General features: G+C 44.9%; 17 protein-coding genes and 1 tRNA gene. 3 read left to right on the top strand and 15 right to left on the bottom strand.

All coding sequences use genetic code 11. From position 1 onward, the window contains the following. Positions 1-48: 48 nt before the first annotated feature. The 7 genes from MSA64_RS05090 to MSA64_RS05060 form a co-directional block, all read right to left on the bottom strand. Positions 49-2,124 (bottom strand): heavy metal translocating P-type ATPase, encoded by a 2,076-nt coding sequence (locus tag MSA64_RS05090; RefSeq protein ID WP_287890859.1) that lies wholly within the window; start codon positions 2,122-2,124, stop codon positions 49-51. A gap of 33 nt (positions 2,125-2,157) precedes the next feature. Next, entirely contained in the window at positions 2,158-2,427 is a 270-nt protein-coding gene (locus MSA64_RS05085; protein WP_277663257.1) for a DUF6110 family protein, read from the bottom strand. A gap of 205 nt (positions 2,428-2,632) precedes the next feature. Continuing rightward, on the bottom strand, positions 2,633-3,058 hold the full coding sequence (locus tag MSA64_RS05080; RefSeq protein WP_277663253.1) for a Fur family transcriptional regulator: 426 nt from the start codon (positions 3,056-3,058) through the stop codon (positions 2,633-2,635). A 28-nt stretch (positions 3,059-3,086) separates the two neighbouring features. After that, on the bottom strand, positions 3,087-3,227 hold the full coding sequence (locus MSA64_RS05075) for a FeoB-associated Cys-rich membrane protein (protein WP_022173021.1): 141 nt from the start codon (positions 3,225-3,227) through the stop codon (positions 3,087-3,089). Between the two features lie 38 nt (positions 3,228-3,265). Beyond that, positions 3,266-5,407, bottom strand: coding sequence for a ferrous iron transport protein B (gene feoB, locus MSA64_RS05070; RefSeq protein ID WP_287890856.1), 2,142 nt, complete (start codon positions 5,405-5,407; stop codon positions 3,266-3,268). Positions 5,408-5,512: 105 nt separating this feature from the next. Beyond that, positions 5,513-5,734 (bottom strand): FeoA family protein, encoded by a 222-nt coding sequence (locus tag MSA64_RS05065; RefSeq protein ID WP_154432408.1) that lies wholly within the window; start codon positions 5,732-5,734, stop codon positions 5,513-5,515. Between the two features lie 34 nt (positions 5,735-5,768). Beyond that, positions 5,769-5,981, bottom strand: coding sequence for a FeoA family protein (locus MSA64_RS05060; protein WP_277663255.1), 213 nt, complete (start codon positions 5,979-5,981; stop codon positions 5,769-5,771). Between the two features lie 309 nt (positions 5,982-6,290). On the opposite strand from MSA64_RS05060, the gene MSA64_RS05055 reads away from it, so the two are divergent. After that, positions 6,291-6,659 (top strand): metal-dependent transcriptional regulator, encoded by a 369-nt coding sequence (locus MSA64_RS05055; protein WP_287890853.1) that lies wholly within the window; start codon positions 6,291-6,293, stop codon positions 6,657-6,659. A gap of 251 nt (positions 6,660-6,910) precedes the next feature. Here MSA64_RS05055 and larC read toward each other — a convergent pair whose 3' ends face one another. The 5 genes from larC to MSA64_RS05030 all read right to left on the bottom strand — a co-directional run bounded on the left by larC (position 6,911) and on the right by MSA64_RS05030 (position 13,319). Beyond that, positions 6,911-8,263 carry a nickel pincer cofactor biosynthesis protein LarC gene (gene larC / locus MSA64_RS05050; protein ID WP_154432411.1) on the bottom strand — a complete coding sequence of 451 codons (1,353 nt, stop codon included), beginning with the start codon at positions 8,261-8,263 and terminating at the stop codon, positions 6,911-6,913. Positions 8,264-8,485: 222 nt separating this feature from the next. Continuing rightward, complete coding sequence (gene spoIVB / locus MSA64_RS05045; protein WP_154432412.1) at positions 8,486-9,685, bottom strand: SpoIVB peptidase; 1,200 nt, start codon at positions 9,683-9,685, stop codon at positions 8,486-8,488. Positions 9,686-9,772: 87 nt separating this feature from the next. Beyond that, positions 9,773-11,824, bottom strand: coding sequence for a GGDEF domain-containing phosphodiesterase (locus tag MSA64_RS05040; RefSeq protein ID WP_287890851.1), 2,052 nt, complete (start codon positions 11,822-11,824; stop codon positions 9,773-9,775). Between the two features lie 466 nt (positions 11,825-12,290). Further along, positions 12,291-12,935 (bottom strand): YczE/YyaS/YitT family protein, encoded by a 645-nt coding sequence (locus tag MSA64_RS05035; protein ID WP_287890849.1) that lies wholly within the window; start codon positions 12,933-12,935, stop codon positions 12,291-12,293. A gap of 312 nt (positions 12,936-13,247) precedes the next feature. Beyond that, positions 13,248-13,319, bottom strand: a tRNA-Glu gene (locus tag MSA64_RS05030). A 106-nt stretch (positions 13,320-13,425) separates the two neighbouring features. Between MSA64_RS05030 and MSA64_RS05025 the strand changes: the two genes are divergently transcribed. Further along, positions 13,426-14,490 (top strand): DUF4349 domain-containing protein, encoded by a 1,065-nt coding sequence (locus MSA64_RS05025; RefSeq protein WP_235904584.1) that lies wholly within the window; start codon positions 13,426-13,428, stop codon positions 14,488-14,490. 419 nt (positions 14,491-14,909) lie between these two features. On the opposite strand, the gene MSA64_RS05020 is transcribed toward MSA64_RS05025, so the two are convergent. The 3 genes from MSA64_RS05020 to MSA64_RS05010 all read right to left on the bottom strand — a co-directional run bounded on the left by MSA64_RS05020 (position 14,910) and on the right by MSA64_RS05010 (position 19,884). Next, positions 14,910-15,689 (bottom strand): sigma-70 domain-containing protein, encoded by a 780-nt coding sequence (locus MSA64_RS05020; RefSeq protein WP_287890847.1) that lies wholly within the window; start codon positions 15,687-15,689, stop codon positions 14,910-14,912. Positions 15,690-15,713: 24 nt separating this feature from the next. Further along, positions 15,714-18,938 carry a carbamoyl-phosphate synthase large subunit gene (gene carB, locus MSA64_RS05015; RefSeq protein WP_287890845.1) on the bottom strand — a complete coding sequence of 1,075 codons (3,225 nt, stop codon included), beginning with the start codon at positions 18,936-18,938 and terminating at the stop codon, positions 15,714-15,716. Positions 18,939-19,389: 451 nt separating this feature from the next. Then, positions 19,390-19,884 (bottom strand): hypothetical protein, encoded by a 495-nt coding sequence (locus tag MSA64_RS05010; RefSeq protein WP_287890843.1) that lies wholly within the window; start codon positions 19,882-19,884, stop codon positions 19,390-19,392. Between the two features lie 284 nt (positions 19,885-20,168). On the opposite strand from MSA64_RS05010, the gene MSA64_RS05005 reads away from it, so the two are divergent. Then, entirely contained in the window at positions 20,169-21,443 is a 1,275-nt protein-coding gene (locus tag MSA64_RS05005) for an IS110 family transposase (protein ID WP_114002535.1), read from the top strand. Positions 21,444-21,541: the final 98 nt, after the last annotated feature.

Raw genomic sequence — 21,541 nt, 5'->3', positions numbered from 1 at the left:
CTTTGACTCGTTGCTCGCGTAAATCACCTTCGGTGATGGCTTTTTTGCTTAATCGATCAGGTTCTGCATGCTCTTCAGTCCTATAACCAGCGTAGAAGTATTATGCAGCAATGCGGAAGTGGTTGGCTGTATGATACCGGTCACACCAAGAGCGATCAGTCCGGCATTAATCAAAATAATCGAACGATAGTTCTTGTGGATCCGTTTCATCAGCCCGTTACTGATTGCTTTTAATGTAACAATTTCGTAAAGATTATCCGCACCGATTGTTACATCTGCTATTTCACGGGCAATCTCCGCACCGTCACTGATAGCGATTCCCACATCTGCAGCTGACAGAGCCAGTGAATCATTGATACCGTCACCGATCATGATCACTTTTCGTCCTGCTGCTTTTTCACGTTCCACAAATCCCGCTTTATCTTCCGGCAATACTTCCGAATAATATTCATCTACACCAATCTGTGCTGCTACAGCTCTTGCGGTACGTTCGCTGTCTCCGGTCATCATAACTACTTTGCTGATTCCCGCCCGTTTCAGAGAATTGATCACCGGGAACGCTTCCTGACGGATCGGATCATGGATACAGATCACCGCAGCCAGTTTTCCGTCAATAGCCAGATACAGATGGGAATACTCTTCCGGAAGTACTGCGAATTTTTCTTCCATGCCTTCCGGAATCACACAATGTTCATCTTCGAAGACAAAATGAGCACTTCCGATGATTACTTTATGTTCATCTATCATTGTAGATATCCCATGTGCAACAATGTATTCTACTTTAGAATGCATCTCTTCGTGGGAAATATTCCGCTTTTTGGCGGCATCAACCACAGCCTTCGCCATAGAATGTGGAAAATGTTCTTCCAGGCAGGCTGCGATACGAAGCAGTTCTTCTTCGGAGCGCTCACAGAAGGTCTCTATTTTAGCAACTGTTGGTTCTGCTTTCGTCAGTGTACCGGTCTTGTCAAATACGATGGTATCGGCCTGTGCGATCGCTTCCAGGAATTTACCACCTTTTACCGTGATATCATACAGACTTGCTTCCCGGATCGCCGAAAGTACGCTGATTGGCATCGCCAGTTTCAGCGCACAGGAAAAATCTACCATCAGTACCGCCAGTGTCTTTGTCATATTTCGTGTGAGCAGATAGGTCAGGCCGGTACCCGCCAGTGTATACGGAACCAGACGGTCTGCCAGATGTTCAGCTTTTCCTTCCACGTTGGACTTGAGTTTTTCGGACTCTTCGATCATGGTAACGATCTTCTCAAACTTACTTCCACCGTTGACTTCCTTGACACAGATGGTCAGTTCGCCCTCTTCGACCACGGTTCCGGCATATGCATATTTCTGTGCATTCTTCTGAACAGGAACCGATTCTCCGGTAAGTGATGCCTGGTTGACCATAGCATCTCCGGCTGTTACCACACCGTCAAAAGGAATCACATTGCCCATATGAACAACGATCTCATCTCCTGTCCGGATCTGATCTGACGGAACCAGAATCTCCTGTCCGTCTTTCATCAACCATGCTCTGGATACGTGCAATGACATGCTTCTTGCCAGATCATCCACAGATTTTTTATGGGTCCACTCTTCCAGAATCTCTCCGATTCCCAGAAGAAACATAGTGGATCCTGCGGTCTCAAAGTCTCCGCGGAAAATGGATACACCAATCGCAGTTGCATCCAGAACCGGGACCTCCAGTTTCCCTTTAGCAATCGTCCGTACTCCATGCCACAGATATTTCACTGATTTGACTGCGGTGATCACGGAACGGACAGATACCGGAAGAAACATTTTGCTTCCCATACGCATAACCACTTTATTGACCAGTTTTTCCCAGTACTCATTCTGCAGTTCCCGGCCGGAATTTTTCAGATAAGTCTCCGGTACTTTGGCTGTCTCATAATGGAAAACTTTCAGTGCCCGGATTACTTCTTCCCGGTCTCCCACAAAATTAATTGTGGCATCCTGTGTTTTCTCACGGACTTTCACCCCTGTCACCAGTTTCTGGCTGCTCAGATAATAAAGTAACGTATCTGCCTGCTCAAATGTCATACGATTCTGAAGAAGATGAACACGCATACGTCCCCTGATTTCATGTTTGATTATAAATTTCATTGAATAACACTGTCCTTGTGTGAGTTTAGCATTTTATTCTTCTGTAAAATTTTCTGCTGTCTCTGCAGTCTCCTCTGTATCTTCATCTTCTACAACAGCTGTTTTTGCTGCACGTTCTTCGTTGATCTGCTGTGCTTCCGCATAAATATCTTCTGCATTTTCCTGAACAGATGTTACCACTTTCATTACACAGGATTTTGCGCGCAACACTGCAGCCGTGCAGTTTGCATAGAATTTTTTGGCATCATCGCTGGCAAGAATCTTGATTCCAGCAGTGCCAAACAGGACACCACCTGCGAAAATACCTGTTTTTTTGCGTCGAAATTATTTAAAATGTTTGCCATAATATTCTCTCCTTTATGTATGAAAATTTTGTTTGTCAATTATTATATCGCCTTAGAAATAATCTTCAAGTTATTTCTTCTTTAATGATATTTTTTCTCAATTAAGTCCGTTTTGCCAGATCAATTGCTGCTATGCAATATAACAAAACAATCCCAGACACGCTCTAGGAGGCCTGTCCGGGATTGTTCGTGTATTTTACAATTCTTTTGCCGGTCATATAACCGTAGCTTTCCAGTCCACAGGTCAGTACCTGACGGAACTTTCTGTCAGAAAGCTGAAGCACCGTGCCGTCATCCAGTTCCATTCTGCAACAGGGAACACATTCTAATTCTTCGTCAATATCACTGCCGGTATATTTATACATGTTTTTCCGGTTGATCACTCCGATTTCTTCTAATGTATTCACCATGCGGTACACGGTTGCGGCTCCGATACTGGAATCTTGTTTGCAGGCTTTGTAATAAATCTCCTTGCAACAAGAGCAGTCCTCATCCAGAATAATATCAAGGATGATGCGCCGCTGCCGGGTGATCCGGCAGCCACGCTCTCTTAATTTTGAAATTATGATACTCTTTGGCTCTTTCTGCAATTAATGTCAACACCTCCAAATAGTACCTTTAATGGCTGCAATGTCCTCCGCAATGTGAGCAGTCACCACCACACTGCAGTGATTTGCCGTTCTTTTTATCTTTTACCATGCTGCGGACGATGAGTGCTACCACACCAACCAGAACCGCGCCAACAACTACTGTTCCCATGCAAAGGTCTCCTTTCTTAAAGTCAGATCAGACTTTTCTTACGCAACTTTCAATGATTTACTTTCTTTATAAGGTCTGAACAGCATATACAGGAATGCAATCAGCAGTACAACCGCAACTACTGTCCACAGTCCGAATCCACCACCGGTAAACAGAATTCCAAACTGATAGATACACAGAGATACGACATAAGCAAGACCACACTGATATCCGATAGCGAACCAGAACCATTTTGCATTATTCATCTCACGTTTGATAGCTCCCATTGCTGCGAAGCAAGGTGCGCACAGCAGGTTGAATACCAGGAATCCGTATGCTGCGATCGGAGTCATAACCTGTGCCAGGTTGCCCCAGATCTCAGAACCATCTTCTGCAACTTCTGCAAAACCGAACAGCATACCGAAGGTAGCTACTACGTTTTCTTTTGCGATCAGACCGGTGATTGCTGCAACTGCCATCTTCCATCCTTCACCGGCTTTTGTCCAGCCAAGAGGAGCAAAGATCGGAGCGATCACGTTACCGATGGATGCCAGAATACTGTCATTTAACTGTTCTGCTTCCAGCATACCGAATTTTCCGTCTACCCAGCCGAAGCTCATCAGGAACCACAGAACGATGGTAGATAACAGAATAATTGTACCAGCTTTTTTAATAAATGACCAGCCACGTTCCCACATACTTCTCAGTACATTGCCTACGGTTGGCATATGGTAGGCCGGCAGCTCCATAACGAACGGAGCAGGTTCTCCGGAGAACATTTTTGTTTTCTTTAAGATAATACCGGAGCAGATGATCGCTGCAACACCTACGAAGTAAGCACTCCATGCTACCCATCCTGCGTTATTAAAGAATGCACCTGCGATCAGGGCAATGATCGGCAGTTTTGCTCCACAGGGAACAAAGGTTGTTGTCATGATTGTCATCTTACGGTCTCTGTCGCTCTCGATCGTACGGGATGCCATGATACCAGGCACACCACAACCGGAACCGATCAGCATCGGGATGAATGATTTTCCGGAAAGGCCGAATTTGCGGAAGATACGGTCCATGATGAATGCTACACGGGCCATGTATCCACAACCTTCCAGAAAAGCCAGGAAGATAAACAGTACCAGCATCTGTGGTACGAAACCAAGTACTGCACCGACACCGGCTACGATACCGTCAAGGATCAGTCCCTGCAGCCAGTCAGCACAGTTCACAGCTACCAGCAGTTTTTCGACAGCCGGAGGAATGATCTCACCAAACAGCACATCGTTGGTCCAGTCTGTCAGGAATGCACCGACTGTCGTAATCGATACATAATAAACAATAAACATAACAGCTGCAAAGATTGGCAGTGCCAGCCAACGGTTGGTCACCCAGCGGTCAATCTTATCGGATACGGTCATTCCACCCTTCCGACCTTTGGTTACGCATTTTCCAATAATGGAAGAAATGTATACATATCTTTCATTGGTGATAATACTCTCGGTATCATCATCGAATGCATCTTCCAGAGCTTTGATCTCATTGGATACATCAGGAACCAGTTTCATCTGTTCTTTGATCTTGTCATCCTTCTCCAGAAGTTTGATCGCAAAGAATCTCTTCTGGGCTTCCGGGATATCCATGCCAAGCATGGTTCCTACAGCTGTGATCGCATCTTCCACTTTACTGTCGAACTCATGTACCGGTGTAACTTCGTTCTTTCTCTCTGCAAGACTTATTGCTTTCTCAGCTGCTTTCTGGATTCCTGTACCTTTCAGTGCGGATATTTCCACAACCTCGCATCCTAACAGTTTGCTCAGTTTGTCAGTATGTATCTTGTCACCCGCTTTTTCTACCAGATCCATCATGTTGACAGCCATGACAACCGGGATGCCCAGTTCCATGATCTGTGTGGACAGATACAGGTTACGCTCGATATTCGTACCATCTACAATATTGATGATCGCATCCGGTCTTTCATTGATCAGATAGTTTCTGGCTACGACTTCTTCCAGAGTGTATGGAGACAGGGAATAAATACCCGGTAAATCCATGATGGTCACATCTTTATGACCTTTTAATTTACCTTCTTTTTTCTCCACCGTTACGCCCGGCCAGTTACCTACAAACTGATTGGAACCGGTCAGCGCATTAAACAATGTTGTCTTACCGCAGTTAGGATTACCTGCTAATGCAATTTTCACTGACATTTTTCTGCTCCTTTTTCTTATTTGTTGAAATGTTGTTTTACATTCCTACTAATTTTTGGTCTGTGCTATCTTTTGTTAGTTTTCGCTAACGCACAGGCAAAAAAATTATTCTACCTCGATCATTTCGGCATCCGCTTTACGAAGGGATAATTCATACCCTCTTACCGTCACTTCCACCGGATCACCAAGCGGTGCCACTTTGCGAACGAATACACTTACACCTTTGGTGATACCCATGTCCATGATTCTTCTTTTTACAGGGCCTTCACCATGCAATCTCTTTACTGTGACTGTCTGTCCAACAGCAATCTCTTTCAGAGTTTTCATAACATTCTCCCTCTTTCCTTGATAATCCGCCTGCTTATACCATGATACGGTTTGCCATATCTTTTCCGATGGCCACACGTGAATCTTTCACATTCACGATCAGGTTTCCCTCGATTTCATATACGACTGTAACCTCTCCTCCAGTTACAAATCCAAGATTCTCAAGGAATTTTCTTGTCTCTTCTTTTCCGCCAACCTTTTTGATTGTGTTAGTTTCTCCTGGTTTTACCATAGATAACGGCATCATATCAACCTCTTTTCTTTATTGCGAACATATCAATGTTGTTCCTTACTGGAGTTAGTATATGCTAATATTCATTAGGTGTCAAGTACTTGTTGGAAATTTTTTTCAATAAGTATTTTCACAGTAACATTATTCACACGTTTGCCCATGGAAAAAACATGTTTGTCAGTTGAATTTTTGTAATAGTTATGCTATACTTATCTATACTTGATGGTAACTGTTCAGTGTTTTGTATCACAGATACGATCTTCTGGACAGCTGCTTTTCTTTTAGTCATTTTTAGTGGAATTGTTCATGAAGGGGGTTTGTAATATGGCAACAAATGAATCAGCAGAAAATTATCTGGAGACGATTCTGATACTGAGTAAAAAACTTCCTGTTGTTCGTTCCGTAGATATCGCCACTGAATTAGGTTATAAAAAATCCAGTGTAAGTGTGGCAATGAAGCACCTGAGAGAACATCAGCATATCACAGTCACTGATGCCGGATTCATATATCTTACCGAATCCGGGAAAGAGATTGCAGACATGATTTATGAGCGGCACGAGCTGCTCTCTTCCTGGCTGATGCATCTGGGGGTACCGGAAGAAATCGCAACAGAAGATGCCTGCAAGATGGAGCACGTGATCAGTAAGGAGAGTTTTGAGGCTATTAAGAAGCATGTGGGTGTGCTGTCGTAAGTGTTGAGAAATCGAAATTTAGAAGTCGACCTTTTATTTTTTAAGGTTGGCTTCTTTCTTTTTTGTTTGTTCCTATACGGACGCAAGAGAAAGGCGGAGCCAGGGTGGCACGACGTGGGCAGGGCAACTTTAAGCTTGCTCTAACCTCCCACAAAGTGTCGTGCCACCCTGGCTCCGCCTTCCTCTTGCTGGGTTTCGGCACTCTATAGTGAAATCTTCAGAAACTCATCTATCCAAAATGTCTCTGTTTTTTATTTTTCTATCGCCTGCTTCACACTTTCAAACACATCCTGAAACGCCGTCCCACTCTCCTTGCAGAGTCGAACCACCGATTCATACTCAGGATAAACTTTTTTCATACCATCTTTCTCACAGATCTTCACTTCCGCCTCCCCGTAAGGTGTCTGTACCGTCTTTTTACTTCTCCGAAGCACTGTCCGGTCCATCTTCTGTCTGCGGATCCCAATGGTCGTTGTTTCCCGGAAGATGATATTTTCCAGTTTTTCTCTGTCTTCTTCCATGCAGATCACATTCAGCTGCCACCCAGGGCGGTTTTTCTTCATGTATACAGGGGTGTAATGCACATCTCTTGCACCGGCTTCCATCAGTGCACCGAGAACATAGCCAAGCTGTTCACCGGTACTGTCGTCGATGTTGGCTTCCAGTTTACAGATCTTATCTTCCTGTTTCTCTTCCGTCTCGATCAGCATCGCGCGAAGGACACCCGGGCACTCGTATTTGCGTTTTCCGGCGCCGATTCCCACATTGAGGATGCGGAATGTCTCCGGAAGTGTTTCTTCTGTGCGGACTGCTGCCGCAAAAGCTGCTCCGGTCGGAGTTACCAGTTCTCCTTCCACCTGTGTCATCCTGAGTTTTAGACCGCTGTCCTGGATAATATTGATAACTGCCGGAACCGGAACCGGAAGGATGCCATGCTGACAGCGCACGGATCCCTTTCCCTCACAAAGAAACGGAACAATTACACCATCCACCTGCAAACTGTCCATACAGACCGCAGCTGCAACAATATCCACGATAGAATCCACGGCTCCCACCTCATGAAAATGCACCTGATCTTCCGGTACATTGTGTGCCTTCGCCTCCGCTTTCGCCAGAATCCGGAAAATATCTTTTGCCAGTTCTTTCGCCGTATCCGTCATGTCACACCGGTCAATGATCGGGAAAATATCTCCCAGTCCGCGATGTTCGTGATGATGATGGTGATGCTCCTCATGTCCAGTTTCTTCCTGCGCATGCATCGCTTCCGCCTGCACCGGATCATGATGATGCCCGGCTGTTTCTGCGTGATCCTGGTGATGCTCATGGCCGTGATGATGGTCATGGTCATGCGTATGGCCGTGTCCGTGAAGATACTCCATATCATGATCGTGATTTTCATGCTCCGCATCCAGTTTTACCAGGAAATCCCAGGCATCGATCCCGGACTTTTTCAGCTGCTTTAATTCATAAGAAAATCCTTCCACCGGCATATGATCCAACACACAAAACAGCGGTGTCCGGTCTTTCATAAGACCGGACAGTGCCGCAACTGTCATATCTCCGCTGATTCCCGAATAACATTCCAAATATAATTTCTGTCCCATTTCCCTGTTTCCCCTGCCTGATTTCTTTTACTTTTAAAACGCTTCCGATGAACAAACTTCGTTTGTTCCCGCTCGCTAACGCTCATTATTTCGTGATTTCATCACTCCATAATTTCGCCGTTCGTCAAGAGTGAGCAAGCCCCCTCTGACTCTCTTGCGCTCATTATATCATGAACTAATTTATTTCTGTATTCTTAATTTCTGTATTCTCTGTGTTTTCTGCTATTCCATCATATTCTCAATAAAAATTCCATATCCTTTTGTCGGATCATTGACAAACACATGGGTTATCGCTCCGATCAGTTTCCCGTTCTGCAACACAGGGGAACCGCTCATTCCCTGGACAATTCCACCGGTTCGGGAGAGAAGATCATCATCCGTGATTCGCAGGACAAAACATTTATTGGTATCTCTTGCATTGCTGTCGATCTCAAGAATCTCACACTGATATTCCCGGATTCCATCACCGATATCACAGCGGATCTCCGCTTTTCCTGTCTGAATCTCCTGTTTGAGTCCTGTCGGTATCTTTTTCATGGATTCTGTATATTTTCCGGGTTCCATCTGCCCACGGATACCATACTGAGAATTCCCACATATCGTTCCGATCCGGTTTTCTTCTCTGTAATTGATCACGCCCCGAAGTTCCCCCGGTGTACCGGCTGTACCTTTACGGATAGAAAGAATATCTGCACGGTAAAGATCACCGTCAGAAATTTCCAGTCTTTCTCCCGTGTCTGCGTCACTGATTCCATGACCAAGTGCTCCAAATGTTCCGTTCGGCTCCACATACGTAAGTGTTCCGATCCCCTGAATATTATCCCTCACCCAGATACCGAGTTTATAAGAACCGTCTTCAGTCTCCACCGGTGTCATCTCCAGCTTTATCGTCTCCCGGTGGCGGATCACCTGCAGTTCCATCGGTTCTCCCTGATTCTCTCTTACCAGCTGCATCAGCTGCCTTTTCCCTGTAAGTACTTTCCCATCGATCTCACAGATATAATCTCCCGACTGGATAATATGTTCTGCCGGTGTCCTGCGGATTCCTTCCCGATCCGTGATCTCACCACTGTCAATCACAAGAACACCTTTCGTCTCCATATAGATCCCCACAGGCGACCCACTGACCAGCACTTCCTGCTTTTCCACCGTATGAACCTTAATGGTTTTCAGCGGCAGCACTCCCAGCCATTTGCAGCGAATCTGATAACTTCCATTTTGTGAAACTTCCACCGTTTCATCGTAAGAAATCAATGGTTCCTGAAAAAATGTTTCCCAGTCCGTCTCTTCGTCTGCGTAGACAAATATTTCATCCGGTATGTGATCCTTCATAGTTCCATATATTAATATAAACAGGCTCAGCAGCGTCCCCACCAGAGCGTACCACAAAAATTTTCGATATTTTTTCTGTTTTTCCTGCAAGTTTCCGCCACATCCTTTCGTTTTGTCTTCTCCGTTAGTATGTGACAAACCATTTATTTCACACTTGCAGTTTTTTGTTGTTTTTCATTATTTATCCAGCAGCTTTGAGAATTCTTCCGCAGACATTGGTTTATAATAATAGTATCCCTGCAGATAATCACAGCCGTGGTTACATAAGAACTCACTTTGCTGTTTATTTTCAATTCCCTCTGCTACAACCTTCATTCCCATTCGATGTGCCATATCGATAATTGATATTACAATTGCATCTCTCTTTGGATCCTTTCCGATTTTTTTAACAAACCCCATATCCATTTTCAATGCATCGAAGGTGTAATCCCGTACAGTCTCAAATGTAGAAATTCCGGTTCCAAAATCATCCAGAAAAATCTGAACGCCCTCTTTTCTCAGACGTTTCAGAAATTCTTCTCCCTCTTTGCTGATAATTGTGTATGCGGATTCTATAATTTCATAACGGAAATATTGTTTTGGTACTTTTGTTTCCTGAAGCTCTGTACAGATTCGCTCCATCAACCGGCTGTTCATCAGATCCATACGGGAAAGATTGACCGCTACCGGAATCATTCGTTTCCCTTTGTGATAGCGTTCTTCCTGAAACCTGCGGACCGTCTGATCTATATAGGTATCCAGTTTTGTAATATAACCACTGTCTTCCAGTTCCGGCACAAAAACGGACGGGATCATCGGCTCTTCGCCTGAACTGTTCCAACGAACTAGTGCTTCTGCCGATGCGATCTGTCCTGTTTTTCCCTCCACTACCGGTTGATAACATACCACAAACTCTTCCTGTTCCAATGCCTTTTCCAGATTCAGAAGTGCCAGGTTCTTCTGTTCGTATTCTGTCCTCATATCTTCCTGATAGATCGCATATGGCTGCACATATTGATTGGAAATTTTATTTTTGGCCATTTTGGCCAGATCGCACATCTGAGAAACATCCAGCTTGCATTGCTTGGGAATATAGTAAATACCACAGCGTCCGTATATTTCCACCTGTTCTTCCCCGATTTTCACCTGATACTGCAGAAGTTTTCCCAATGCCGCAGGTTCCAGATTTTTTGCATCGACAAGCGCCTGAAAACGATCTGCAGCCACACGCCCCAGTACCAGTGGACGGAGCGTACTGTTCTGGATCCGGTCCATGTAAGAGCGGATGATTCTATCACCGTTTTCGTATCCATAGACATCATTCAGGCCGGAAAACTTGCGGATATTAAAATAAATAATCGCAAATTGATACCGGTCTGCATTCTTTTTTAAAATATTTTCTGTCTTTCTGACAAATCCGTCACGGTTCAGATAATCAGTAAGCGGATCTTTTTCCATTTCCACTGTACGGTCTTCCACTGCGATCAGCACTTCCCGATATTCTTTATCCAGCCACTGGTAGGTATATCGTTCCGCTCCGCGGTCAGCATTGTACACTGTAAAAGAATATGTCCCTGCCACCTGCAGATTTTCTTCCATAGTATTCAGACTGGCAGAGGTTTGAAACCATTCTCTGCTCTTTTCCTGTATACATTTTTCACTGAGTTCACGGATGAATCCTTCATACTCCAACGGACTGTCACATGGGATTTCCGTGTTCTCAAACGTATGTTTTCGGACAAATACTGTATTTTCCTGAATATCCAGTACAGCGATCATCCGGTATTTATCCCTGAGCAACATATGGGTCATCACACGATTAATATAAGGAATCGTATCATTTCGCCAGATTGCGCAACATTCAACGGTGTGATCCACCGGATGTTCGAACATCTCTATATTAACGGTATAACAGGTAATGTATTTTCCTTTACGAAAACGATATCCAAGTTGTATGTGCCTCTGTCCTGTCTGGAAAATACGCAATAGTTCCTCTTTCAAAAATGTTCTGCGAAATTTCTTCTCTTCCTCATTATCCAGAATATAGGGATAAATCTGTTTTTGCAGCCAGTGCGTCACGCCGCCCGGACGTCCTGTCTCATCCTCCCAGCAGGCTTTTTCCGGGTTTTTCACTTCCCGGACAATATTGTCGGTAATATTAATATAAAACCCATATTGATCCCCGTCTTCACCTGTCATCAGTCGCTGGATCCGCTTTTCATATGGTGTTTCTTTTAAGGATCCCTCCATGGTATTCCACCTGCCTTTTGTTTCTTCTTTTGTAACTGTTCAGTACCTTCACAGTTACAAGTCAAAATGCATTTAAACGATAAAACCACGCTTTGCGAGTTTTTATCGTTATCGCGGCACTCCTCAAGGTTCCGTGCAAGCACGGACTTTGACTCGTTGCTCGCGTAAATCACCTTCGGTGATGGCATTTTGGCTTGTATGTCTCGGGATTTTGACATATTCATGTCAAAACACCTCGCGGGACAGTGGCAACTGAATAGTTACTATTATTTATACAGTATAGCCAACTCAAACCAACTCGCGTAACTATGAGAAAGATAATCCGCGGGGTTCTCAAGTTATCGCGGCAGTCGCCAAGGTCTCGTGCAAGCACGAACTTTGGCTCGTTGCTTGCGTAAAAAAAGAGCACATATCTTTGTTTTTGATATGTGTTCTCTGTTTTCTTTGTCGATGCTTTACTCTATATTTAATTTTCTGAATGCTTCTCTGTTTGCAACAGTTTATCTGTTACATGGATATTAAAGAAATGGACAATAGGACCAAGGCCAAACGCCGCGATCACAGTTCCGATTCCAACCAGACCTCCTGCGAAATACGCCACCAGTGCGCAGATCACATCGTTGGACATACGGCACCAGAAGTAAGATATCTTCGGAAGCTTCTTATCCATGATAAGTGACAGACTGTCATATGGCGACACTCCCACATCCGGACGCTGGTACATGGATACGCCCAGACTGCAGATGATAACCCCGATCACCATAACCGGAATCCGGGTCAGAAGTACACCTGGTTTTGTAAATATGAAATCCCATATATTATAGAAAAAAGTAGCAATATATCCAAGAAACAATGTATTGATAATAGTTCCCAGACCAATAAAATGTCTTCCGGCAATCAACTCAATGACAAATAAGCCCACACTGAAAATCGCAAAAAATCTTGCATAGGGAATGCCGACCACATCAGACAATGCCATCATCATGGCATTATACGCATCATTACCAAGACCGGCGAACTTAAATATACTGACACCCATTCCAAGAAAAACATTACCCAGCAGCATGATCAGGATACGGCGCATCCCAATCTTTTTCACATACTCACCCACTACATTTTTCCTCCATGATTCTTTTTCTCATAACTATTCAGCATCTTCACAATTGCTTACATTTTTCTAACTTTTTCAAAGATTTTCTGAACTTTCTTGTCTTTCCTATATTTATCACTTATAATGAATATAAAGAAAGACTTTCTAACCACCCATTCTTTTAACTCTTTTGTTGCATACATTGTACTTATGTCATAACCGTTCAATACTTTAACAACTCAAGTGAATATTCGCAATTAAAGCAGGTGACTTACTTGATTCTATCTATAGCAACAAAAAACCCGGAAATCATTTCCGACTTCCGGGTTTCAGCAGTTCGTAGGGGAATCGAACCCCTGTTTCCGCCGTGAGAGGGCGGCGTCTTAACCGCTTGACCAACGAACCTTGCACAATTATAATACTACACCTTTTTGGAAAATGCAAGTGTTTTTTTCAAAAATTTTTAATTTTTTTATTTTTCTATATTTTCATGAAAAAGGAGGCATTAATTATGAAAAAGAAAACCTTACTTGCCCCGTCACTCTTTTTGAGTGGCATCCTGCTTTTCTCCGGTTGCGGAAGTTCTGCAACCACCTCTGCGGTCCACCAGAATAAATCTGCAGACTCCTGGGCTGTCGAAGCCAGCGAACCCCTGGACGACTCCGGCTTCTCCTATGACGGCGAAGCGGATATGATGGACGATACCGCCACAGCTGAAACTGCCGGTTCATCTTCTGACTCTTCCGTTTCTGATGCTGCGACCGATGCTGCTGAAGCAACCCACGACCAGAGCACCCGGAAACTGATCCGCACCGTCTCGATGGATATCGCCACCGAAGATCTTGACAACCTCCGAACGAAACTGGACAACTCTATCACCTCCTGCGGTGGCTATATCGAATCCTCCACCCTGGATACTCCACAGAACGGCTACAGCAGACGCTCCTACTACGTCACTGCCCGGATCCCTTCCGACAGCCTGGATAGTTTCCTGGAAACTGCCGGAACTCTGGGCACCGTCACCAACAAAAATATCGAAACCGAAGACATCACCCTCCGATACGTCGATCAGAAAGCCTACCTGGATTCCCTCCGTACCGAATACGATCGTGTCAGCGAACTTCTCGAACAGGCCACTGAACTGGATCAGATCCTGGCCCTCGAATCCAAGCTCTCCGACCTGCGCTACCAGATCAACAGCTACGAAACCCAGCTTCGAACCTACGACAACCTGGTAGACTACAGCACTGTCTACTTAAACGTCAACGAAGTAGCCTACGAACAACCCACCTCCAACACTATAGGCAGCCGCATCAGCAACGGCTTTCGAAACAGCCTCTACGAAGTCCGCGATTTCTTCGTAGACCTCTTCGTAGCCATCATCGCCAACCTCCCGGTTCTGGTGGTCCTGATCGCCATCATCACCGCTGCCATCCTGTTGATACGAAAACTGATCCGCAGACACAAAGCAAAAAAAGGGAACACCACCACTCCAGTCACTCATCCCCCAATTGTTCCCGCAGACACAGATCCAAACAAAGATGTAAAAACAACATCAGAAACCGAAAACAAGTAATTCCTGACTCTTCTGCTCAAAAACTTCTACCCCCTATAAAAAGCCAGCGGCGTTCCCTCATCGAACACCGCTGGCAGCTTTTTATACATTCTCTTACAGTTTTTTCATCATACCATATATTACATACCAGACATTTTCCATCCGGATGCCGAAAATATTTCACTCTGATTTTCTTTCCTCCCGTCTTAAACGCACAGCGGCAGGTGCCTGTTCCATGGGGGGGTGGACAACACTTTGTGGGCGCTTAGGGCAAGCTTTGAAATCCGACACTTACAGAGACTTTCGCGAGGGTCAGCCGACCCTCGTGAATCTAGTCGCAGTTAGTGGCTAGTTCAAAGTTGCCCTGCCCACGTTGTCCACCCCCCATGGAACAGGTGCCTGCCGCGTCCGTCTAACCAAACTAAAAAAACAGGCAATCCTTACTTTTCTTCATCCGCCCCCTCGCTGGTCAGCCTCAGTACAGCCCTGATCTCTTCCTCATCCATATCCAGATAAGCCGCCAGTTCCTCCACGCTGAACTTCTGTTCCTCATCATCCGACAATTCCCTGATCGCAGCCTCAAGCTTCCGAACCTTCTCAACCATGGACTCGTCCCGATACTTCTGCTCCGTCTGCTCCTTCACCCAGTTTTCCATACCTGCCAGCAGACGTTCTTCCATCCAGTCCGCCTTACCTTCCTCCGGCATCTCTTCCGCCAGCGCCAGCAACAGACTCATATTCCCTTCCTGAATCAGGTCACCAATATAAATCCCCTGTCTCCACAGCTTTCTCGCATACTGCAGAATCTCCTTCAGATACAACTGTGCCAGACGCTCCTGCACACCGGTCACATCTGTCACTGCCTGTAAAAGCAGAGCCTCCCGCTCCCCTTCCTTTTCCGAAGGGAACTGCCGGAGCATCTCCTCATACTCCTTCAGACACTGCTCATCCTCTGCTTCCAGAATCACAGGCTTCTTCTCTTCCTCCTGTTCTTCCTGCGGATCCAGTGCCTTTCCGATATCCATAGGGGCAAGATCTGCCCCCTGGATACGGATTCCCTGGATACGAAGATATTCATACAGACTCTGCAACTGCTGCGGAGATAACTGATTCAGCCCAAAGATCTCAAGAATCTGCTCGTTATTCAGATTCTTCTCCTGCTTTGCTGCCAGTTCCATCAGCTGCTCCAGTTTTTCCTGAAATTCTCTCATATCCATCATATTTCGTTACTCCCTTTTTGCCTTTTATTTTTCACGGATCCGGCTGTGCAGTTCCTGCAGAGATACTACCTCATTCTTCTCCTGCTTCTGCTCTGCCAGAATACCATCTGCACTTGCCAGCGCTGCTGCCATCGTTGTGATGTACGGCACACGGCTCTTGATACATGCCTTTCTTACATAACTGTCATCCGGACCATCCTCGTCACCCTTTGGTGTGTTAACTATCAGCTGTACTTTACCGTTGGTGATCACATCATAGATATCCGGGCGTCCTTCACTGCGTTTGAATACTCTTTCTGCCTCGATGCCAGCCTGCTCGATCAGTTCTTTCGTGTGACCGGTTGCCAGGATAGCAAATCCTGCTTCTTTAAACCGTTTTGCGACTTCCACAACCTCTCCTTTGTCACGGTCGCTGACACTGATCAGGACAGTTCCCTCTAACGGCAGTTTGCTCTTGGTTGCTTCCTGTGCTTTATAGAATGCCTCTCCCACAGTGTCCGCAAGGCCCAGAACCTCACCGGTAGAACGCATCTCCGGTCCTAACAACGGGTCAACTTCCGGGAACATATTGAACGGGAAGACAGCCTCTTTGACACCATAATATGGAATTTCTTTCTCTTTCATACCATCCAGTGGTGACGGTGCCCCGCTGAATTCGGATGTAATGATCTGTGTAGCCAGCGGTACCATGGAGATATTACACACCTTGGATACCAGCGGTACGGTACGGGATGCACGCGGATTGGCTTCCAGTACATAGACCGTTCCGTCTTCGATCGCATACTGCATGTTCATCAGACCGCGCACATGCATTTCCTCTGCGATTTTCTTTGTATATTCTTTGATGGTTTTCAGATTTTCCTCTGAAATATTTTTTGACGGGATGATACAAGCGGAGTCACCGGAATGTACACCGGCAAGCTCGATATGTTCCATAACCGCCGGAACAAATGCATGATTACCGTCGCTGATCGCATCTGCCTCACACTCAGTCGCATGACGCAGGAAACGGTCGATCAGGATCGGTCGATCCGGTGTCACACCTTCTGCTGCTTCCATATAGATTCTCAGATTTTCCGGATCGTATACCACTTCCATGCCACGGCCGCCCAGTACATAGGACGGACGAACCATAACCGGATAACCGATCTTTTCTGCAATCGCAAGTGCCTCATCCACATCCACTGCCATGCCTGCTTCCGGCATCGGAATACCAAGTTTGTCCATCATCGCACGGAACAGATCTCTGTCTTCTGCCATATCGATGACTTCCGGAGAAGTACCAAGGATCTTCACTCCGTATTTTTCCAGATCTGCGGACAGATTCAGCGGTGTCTGGCCACCGAACTGTGCGATCACACCGAGCGGCTGTTCCTTCTTATAAATAGACAGTACATCTTCCAGTGTCAGCGGCTCAAAATACAGTTTATCGGAAGTATCATAGTCGGTAGATACCGTTTCCGGATTACAGTTTACGATAATCGTCTCAAAACCTGCTTTTTTCAGTGCCATCGCCGCATGTACACAGCAATAGTCAAATTCGATACCCTGACCGATACGGTTCGGACCGCCGCCGAGGATCATGATCTTATTCTTGTTATCGCTGACCGGACTTTCGTCTTTGCAGTGATAGGTGGAGTAATAATAAGCATTATCCTTCGTTCCGCTTACGTGGACACCTTCCCATGCTTCCTCCACACCCTGTGCGATTCTCGCATTACGGATGTCTTCTTCCGGAACTTCCAGGATCTGTCCCAGATATTTGTCAGAGAAACCGTCCAGTTTCGCCTGTTTCAGGGCTTCCGGAGCCGGCACCTGACCTTTGTTTGCCAGAAGTGCTTCCTCTTCTTCCACCAGTTCTTTCATCTGTTCGATGAAATAGTGTTTGATCTTTGTCAGAGCAAACAGTTCGTCTACCGTTGCACCTTTTCGCAGTGCTTCATACATGATAAACTGTCTGTGGCTGTTCGGTTCTACCAGCATCTTTAACAGTTCCTCTTTTGATTTTTCATGGAAATCCTTGGCAAAGCCAAGACCGAACTGACCGATCTCCAGGCTTCGGATAGCTTTCTGGAACGCTTCTTTATAGGTTTTACCGATACTCATAACCTCGCCGACGGCACGCATCTGTGTACCCAGCTTATCCTCTACGCCCTTGAACTTCTCAAATGCCCAGCGCGCGAATTTGATTACCACATAGTCTCCGTCCGGAACGTATTTGTCCAGGGTTCCGTACTTTCCACATGGGATCTCATCCAGGTTCAGACCGGAAGCCAGCATCGCGGATACCAGTGCGATCGGGAAACCGGTTGCCTTACTTGCCAGTGCGGAGGAACGGGAGGTTCTCGGGTTGATCTCGATAACGATGATTCTTCCGCTGACCGGATCGTGGGCAAACTGTACGTTTGTTCCACCGATGACTTCTACTTCTTCTACGATCTTATATGCCTGTCTCTGCAGTTCCTGCTGTACCTCCTCGGAGATGGTCAGCATCGGAGCGGAACAGAAAGAATCACCGGTATGTACGCCGATCGGATCGATATTTTCGATAAAGCATACAGTGATCATATTGTTTTTGGAGTCACGGACAACTTCCAGCTCCAGTTCTTCCCATCCAAGGATGGATTCTTCTACCAGAACCTGACCTACCAGGCTGGCCTGCAGACCTCTGGCGCATACGGTTTTCAGTTCTTCTACATTATATACCAGACCGCCGCCTGCTCCACCCATGGTGTAAGCCGGTCGCAGCACAACCGGATATCCCAGTCTGTCAGCAATCGCAAGCGCCTCATCCACGCTGTACGCCACATCGCTTCGCGCCATCTCGATACCCAGACGGTCCATCGTCTTCTTAAATTCAATACGGTCCTCGCCACGCTGGATCGCATCCACCTGAACACCGATGACTTTCACACCGTATTTGTCCAGGATCCCTTCTTCTGCAAGTTCAGAACAAAGATTCAGCCCTGACTGTCCTCCAAGGTTCGGAAGGATCGCGTCCGGACGCTCTTTTGCGATGATCTGTTCCAGTCTCTCTACATTCAGTGGTTCGATATACGTGACATCCGCAATCCCCGGATCCGTCATGATCGTTGCCGGATTGGAGTTTACCAGTACAATCTCATATCCCAGCTGGCGCAGTGCTTTACACGCCTGTGTTCCGGAGTAGTCAAACTCACACGCCTGACCGATAATAATTGGACCGGAACCGATAATCAATACTTTGTGTACATCATTTCTCTTACTCATCTTGTTCTCCCTTTTTCGCAGAATATGTTTCCATATTCCGTTTTTTCACGCAAGAAAGCTCCTGTCCCAGGATCCTTCCCTTTTGCATCAACATTTCCGTATTTTATTATACATGAGCCTTCGGTAAATTACTACTGTAAAGTGTGGTTTGCATCAAAAAAACACCTTCTAACAGAAGGTGTCTTTTGATGCAAACATTCCTTTCCAATCATTACTCTGTTTCAATTAATTTGTTCTACAATTTCATTCCATGAGATAATGCAGTTTTCCATTCCTTCCATATCATCCCCATCCGCCATGGTCATATTATTTATTTCTTCGTAATCTTCCATCCCAGGAATTTTAAAGTCTCCATCTGATAATTCTACATACTCACCTTCATATGCTCCGACACGTACATATACTCCCGGTTGCTCATCTCGTTGTTTTAGGAAATAAATTGCTTTGCTCCCTATATCTGTTTCACCCCTCCTTCAGGCAAAAAAGAAATATATTTATTTTGAATATCATCCTCCGTTAAATTTTCAAATGTAGCTGAATTTTTTACTTGCTCCCGAAATTCTTCTTCGTAGGAATTTATATAGTCTTGTATCTTTACATATCCTCCCATTTTAAATACAGATATTTTTTCCCCCTCTTTTATATTTCCATACAGACTATCAATAACTCGTACTGTCTCATTTGTTGAAACAGAACCACTTTCAACCGCATATTTATAATTTTCTATTTCCGCGTAAACAACGTAATCAGCATCCACCATCAATTCTTGAATTGTATTATACGAAGCATCCATTTCTGCCATTCCTGCTGCGTCAACAGCAACTTCTGTTTTATTTGGCTTTCCGGTATACTTTTCTGTATTACTTTCTCCTTTTTCGCACCCTGCACATATAGCAGTCATTATTATAAGAGTCACTATAATGTTTCTTTTCATAATAATCTCCATTCCGCCGCCTTTGGCTGGCGGCACAAATAGTAATGAAAGTGTTTCAACTTTCCACACTGTGTTTTAGAATAACTTGTAAGAAGCTACACTACAAAGCACGGTGAGGTGAGTTGTAATAACTTTCTTCGTTTTAGACAGCATAATAATCAGTGTAAGTTCTGCCTTTTCAAGCACAAATGAGTGGTATCACGAATCCGTACACTAAGAATTGTTTAAACTCCTTAGTTTAATTGTGTGGCAGTTCAGTCAATGGCTTCTTATCTATTTACGAAAGGAGTCTGACTATGAAAGTTACATACCAAACCTGTTGTGGTGTCGATGTTCACAAATCATTTCTCGTTGCCACAATCGTTAAAACCACTGGTGGTATCGAGCCTTCTTATCAGAAGAAACGCTTTTCCACCTTCAACAATTCAATTCTTGAATTCAAGCAATGGCTTCTCGACAATGATTGCCATGATGTCTGTATGGAATCCACTGGTAAATACTGGGTTCCTGTCTTTAATCTTTTGGAAGATGAGATCAATGTTGTCATCGCTAATCCCAAATGGGTCAAAGCTGTAAAAGGAAACAAAGATGACACCAAAGATTCTAAATGGATAGGAGATTTGTTCCGTCTTGGACTTGTCAAAGGCAGTTACATTCCTTGTAAGATAGTCCGTATTCTTCGAGAATACACTCGTTATCGTTACAAGCTTGTTTCCTGTCGTTCAAGTGAAAAGAATAGATATCAGAATGCTCTTACTGTTTGTAATATTGCATTAGATTCTGTTGTTTCCGATATCTTTGGGAAGTCATCCACATCCATTATCGACTATCTGCTTGAACAATCGGGTACATCTATTAACCACGAAGAAATCGCATCAAAGATTCTAAAGCGTCTTAAGTCCAAAGAAAATGCTGTTATAGAATCCGTCGAAGGTTACCAGATGACTGATTCCCAGAAATATCGTATGCGCCTCGTCCGCGCACATATGGATTATATCACAGCTGAAATCAATGATGTTGATAAAATGATTGAAACTTTGATTTCTTCTAATATTGATTTTGAAAATGCTGTCCAGTTACTCTGTACCATTCCGGGTGTCAAACGTGATAGTGCAATCACTATCATCTCCGAAATCGGTACTGATATGACTCATTTTTCCAATTCCAAACGCTTATGTTGCTGGGCTGGTTTAACACCAGGATGCAACGAAACTGGTGGTAAGAAGAAGTCTGTTCGGATTACACGTGCCGGAGTTTACCTCAAACCTGCATTAGTACAGTGCGCTCATGCAGCCGTAAAATCTGACAAATCTCCTTACTACAAAAAGAAATATGAATCGCTTGTTAAACGTCGTGGCAAGAAAAGAGCCATTATCGCTATTGCCCGTATGATTCTTACTGCCATTTACCAGATGCTGTCTACTGGTGAACAGTGGAATCCGAGCGATCTTTACAAAATCGATATACCTGCACCTCTAGTTGAAAAACAAAAGGCTAAGGCTATCAAGCAAGCTAAGAACCTGTTGCAACGAGAAGGAATACTTCCTCCAGATGAACCATTAGCTTCTTGATCTAATATGCCAAATATATAACACTTTAAAAGTTGCCTACCTCGACAGCTTATTTAAGTGCGCCTATTTACGGCTGTCCTCTACTTTCTTTCACACTA

Source organism: Oliverpabstia sp. (assembly GCF_022785585.1).
In the GTDB taxonomy this organism is placed as follows: domain Bacteria; phylum Bacillota; class Clostridia; order Lachnospirales; family Lachnospiraceae; genus Oliverpabstia; species Oliverpabstia intestinalis.
The sequence above is the reverse complement of the archived record's forward strand: the minus strand, read 5'-3'. Positions and strand labels throughout refer to the sequence as shown.

Bases quoted from the DNA above. Each gene is read 5' to 3' on its own strand.
- MSA64_RS05090 (WP_287890859.1), bottom strand. From the start codon at position 2,124: ATGAAATTTATAATCAAACATGAAATCAGGGGACGTATGCGTGTTCAT.
- MSA64_RS05075 (WP_022173021.1), bottom strand. From the start codon at position 3,227: ATGGGAACAGTAGTTGTTGGCGCGGTTCTGGTTGGTGTGGTAGCACTC.
- feoB (WP_287890856.1), bottom strand. From the start codon at position 5,407: ATGTCAGTGAAAATTGCATTAGCAGGTAATCCTAACTGCGGTAAGACA.
- MSA64_RS05065 (WP_154432408.1), bottom strand. From the start codon at position 5,734: ATGAAAACTCTGAAAGAGATTGCTGTTGGACAGACAGTCACAGTAAAG.
- MSA64_RS05060 (WP_277663255.1), bottom strand. From the start codon at position 5,981: ATGATGCCGTTATCTATGGTAAAACCAGGAGAAACTAACACAATCAAA.
- MSA64_RS05055 (WP_287890853.1), top strand. From the start codon at position 6,291: ATGGCAACAAATGAATCAGCAGAAAATTATCTGGAGACGATTCTGATA.
- larC (WP_154432411.1), bottom strand. From the start codon at position 8,263: ATGGGACAGAAATTATATTTGGAATGTTATTCGGGAATCAGCGGAGAT.
- MSA64_RS05040 (WP_287890851.1), bottom strand. From the start codon at position 11,824: ATGGAGGGATCCTTAAAAGAAACACCATATGAAAAGCGGATCCAGCGA.
- MSA64_RS05025 (WP_235904584.1), top strand. From the start codon at position 13,426: ATGAAAAAGAAAACCTTACTTGCCCCGTCACTCTTTTTGAGTGGCATC.
- MSA64_RS05020 (WP_287890847.1), bottom strand. From the start codon at position 15,689: ATGATGGATATGAGAGAATTTCAGGAAAAACTGGAGCAGCTGATGGAA.
- carB (WP_287890845.1), bottom strand. From the start codon at position 18,938: ATGAGTAAGAGAAATGATGTACACAAAGTATTGATTATCGGTTCCGGT.
- MSA64_RS05010 (WP_287890843.1), bottom strand. From the start codon at position 19,884: ATGGAGATTATTATGAAAAGAAACATTATAGTGACTCTTATAATAATG.
- MSA64_RS05005 (WP_114002535.1), top strand. From the start codon at position 20,169: ATGAAAGTTACATACCAAACCTGTTGTGGTGTCGATGTTCACAAATCA.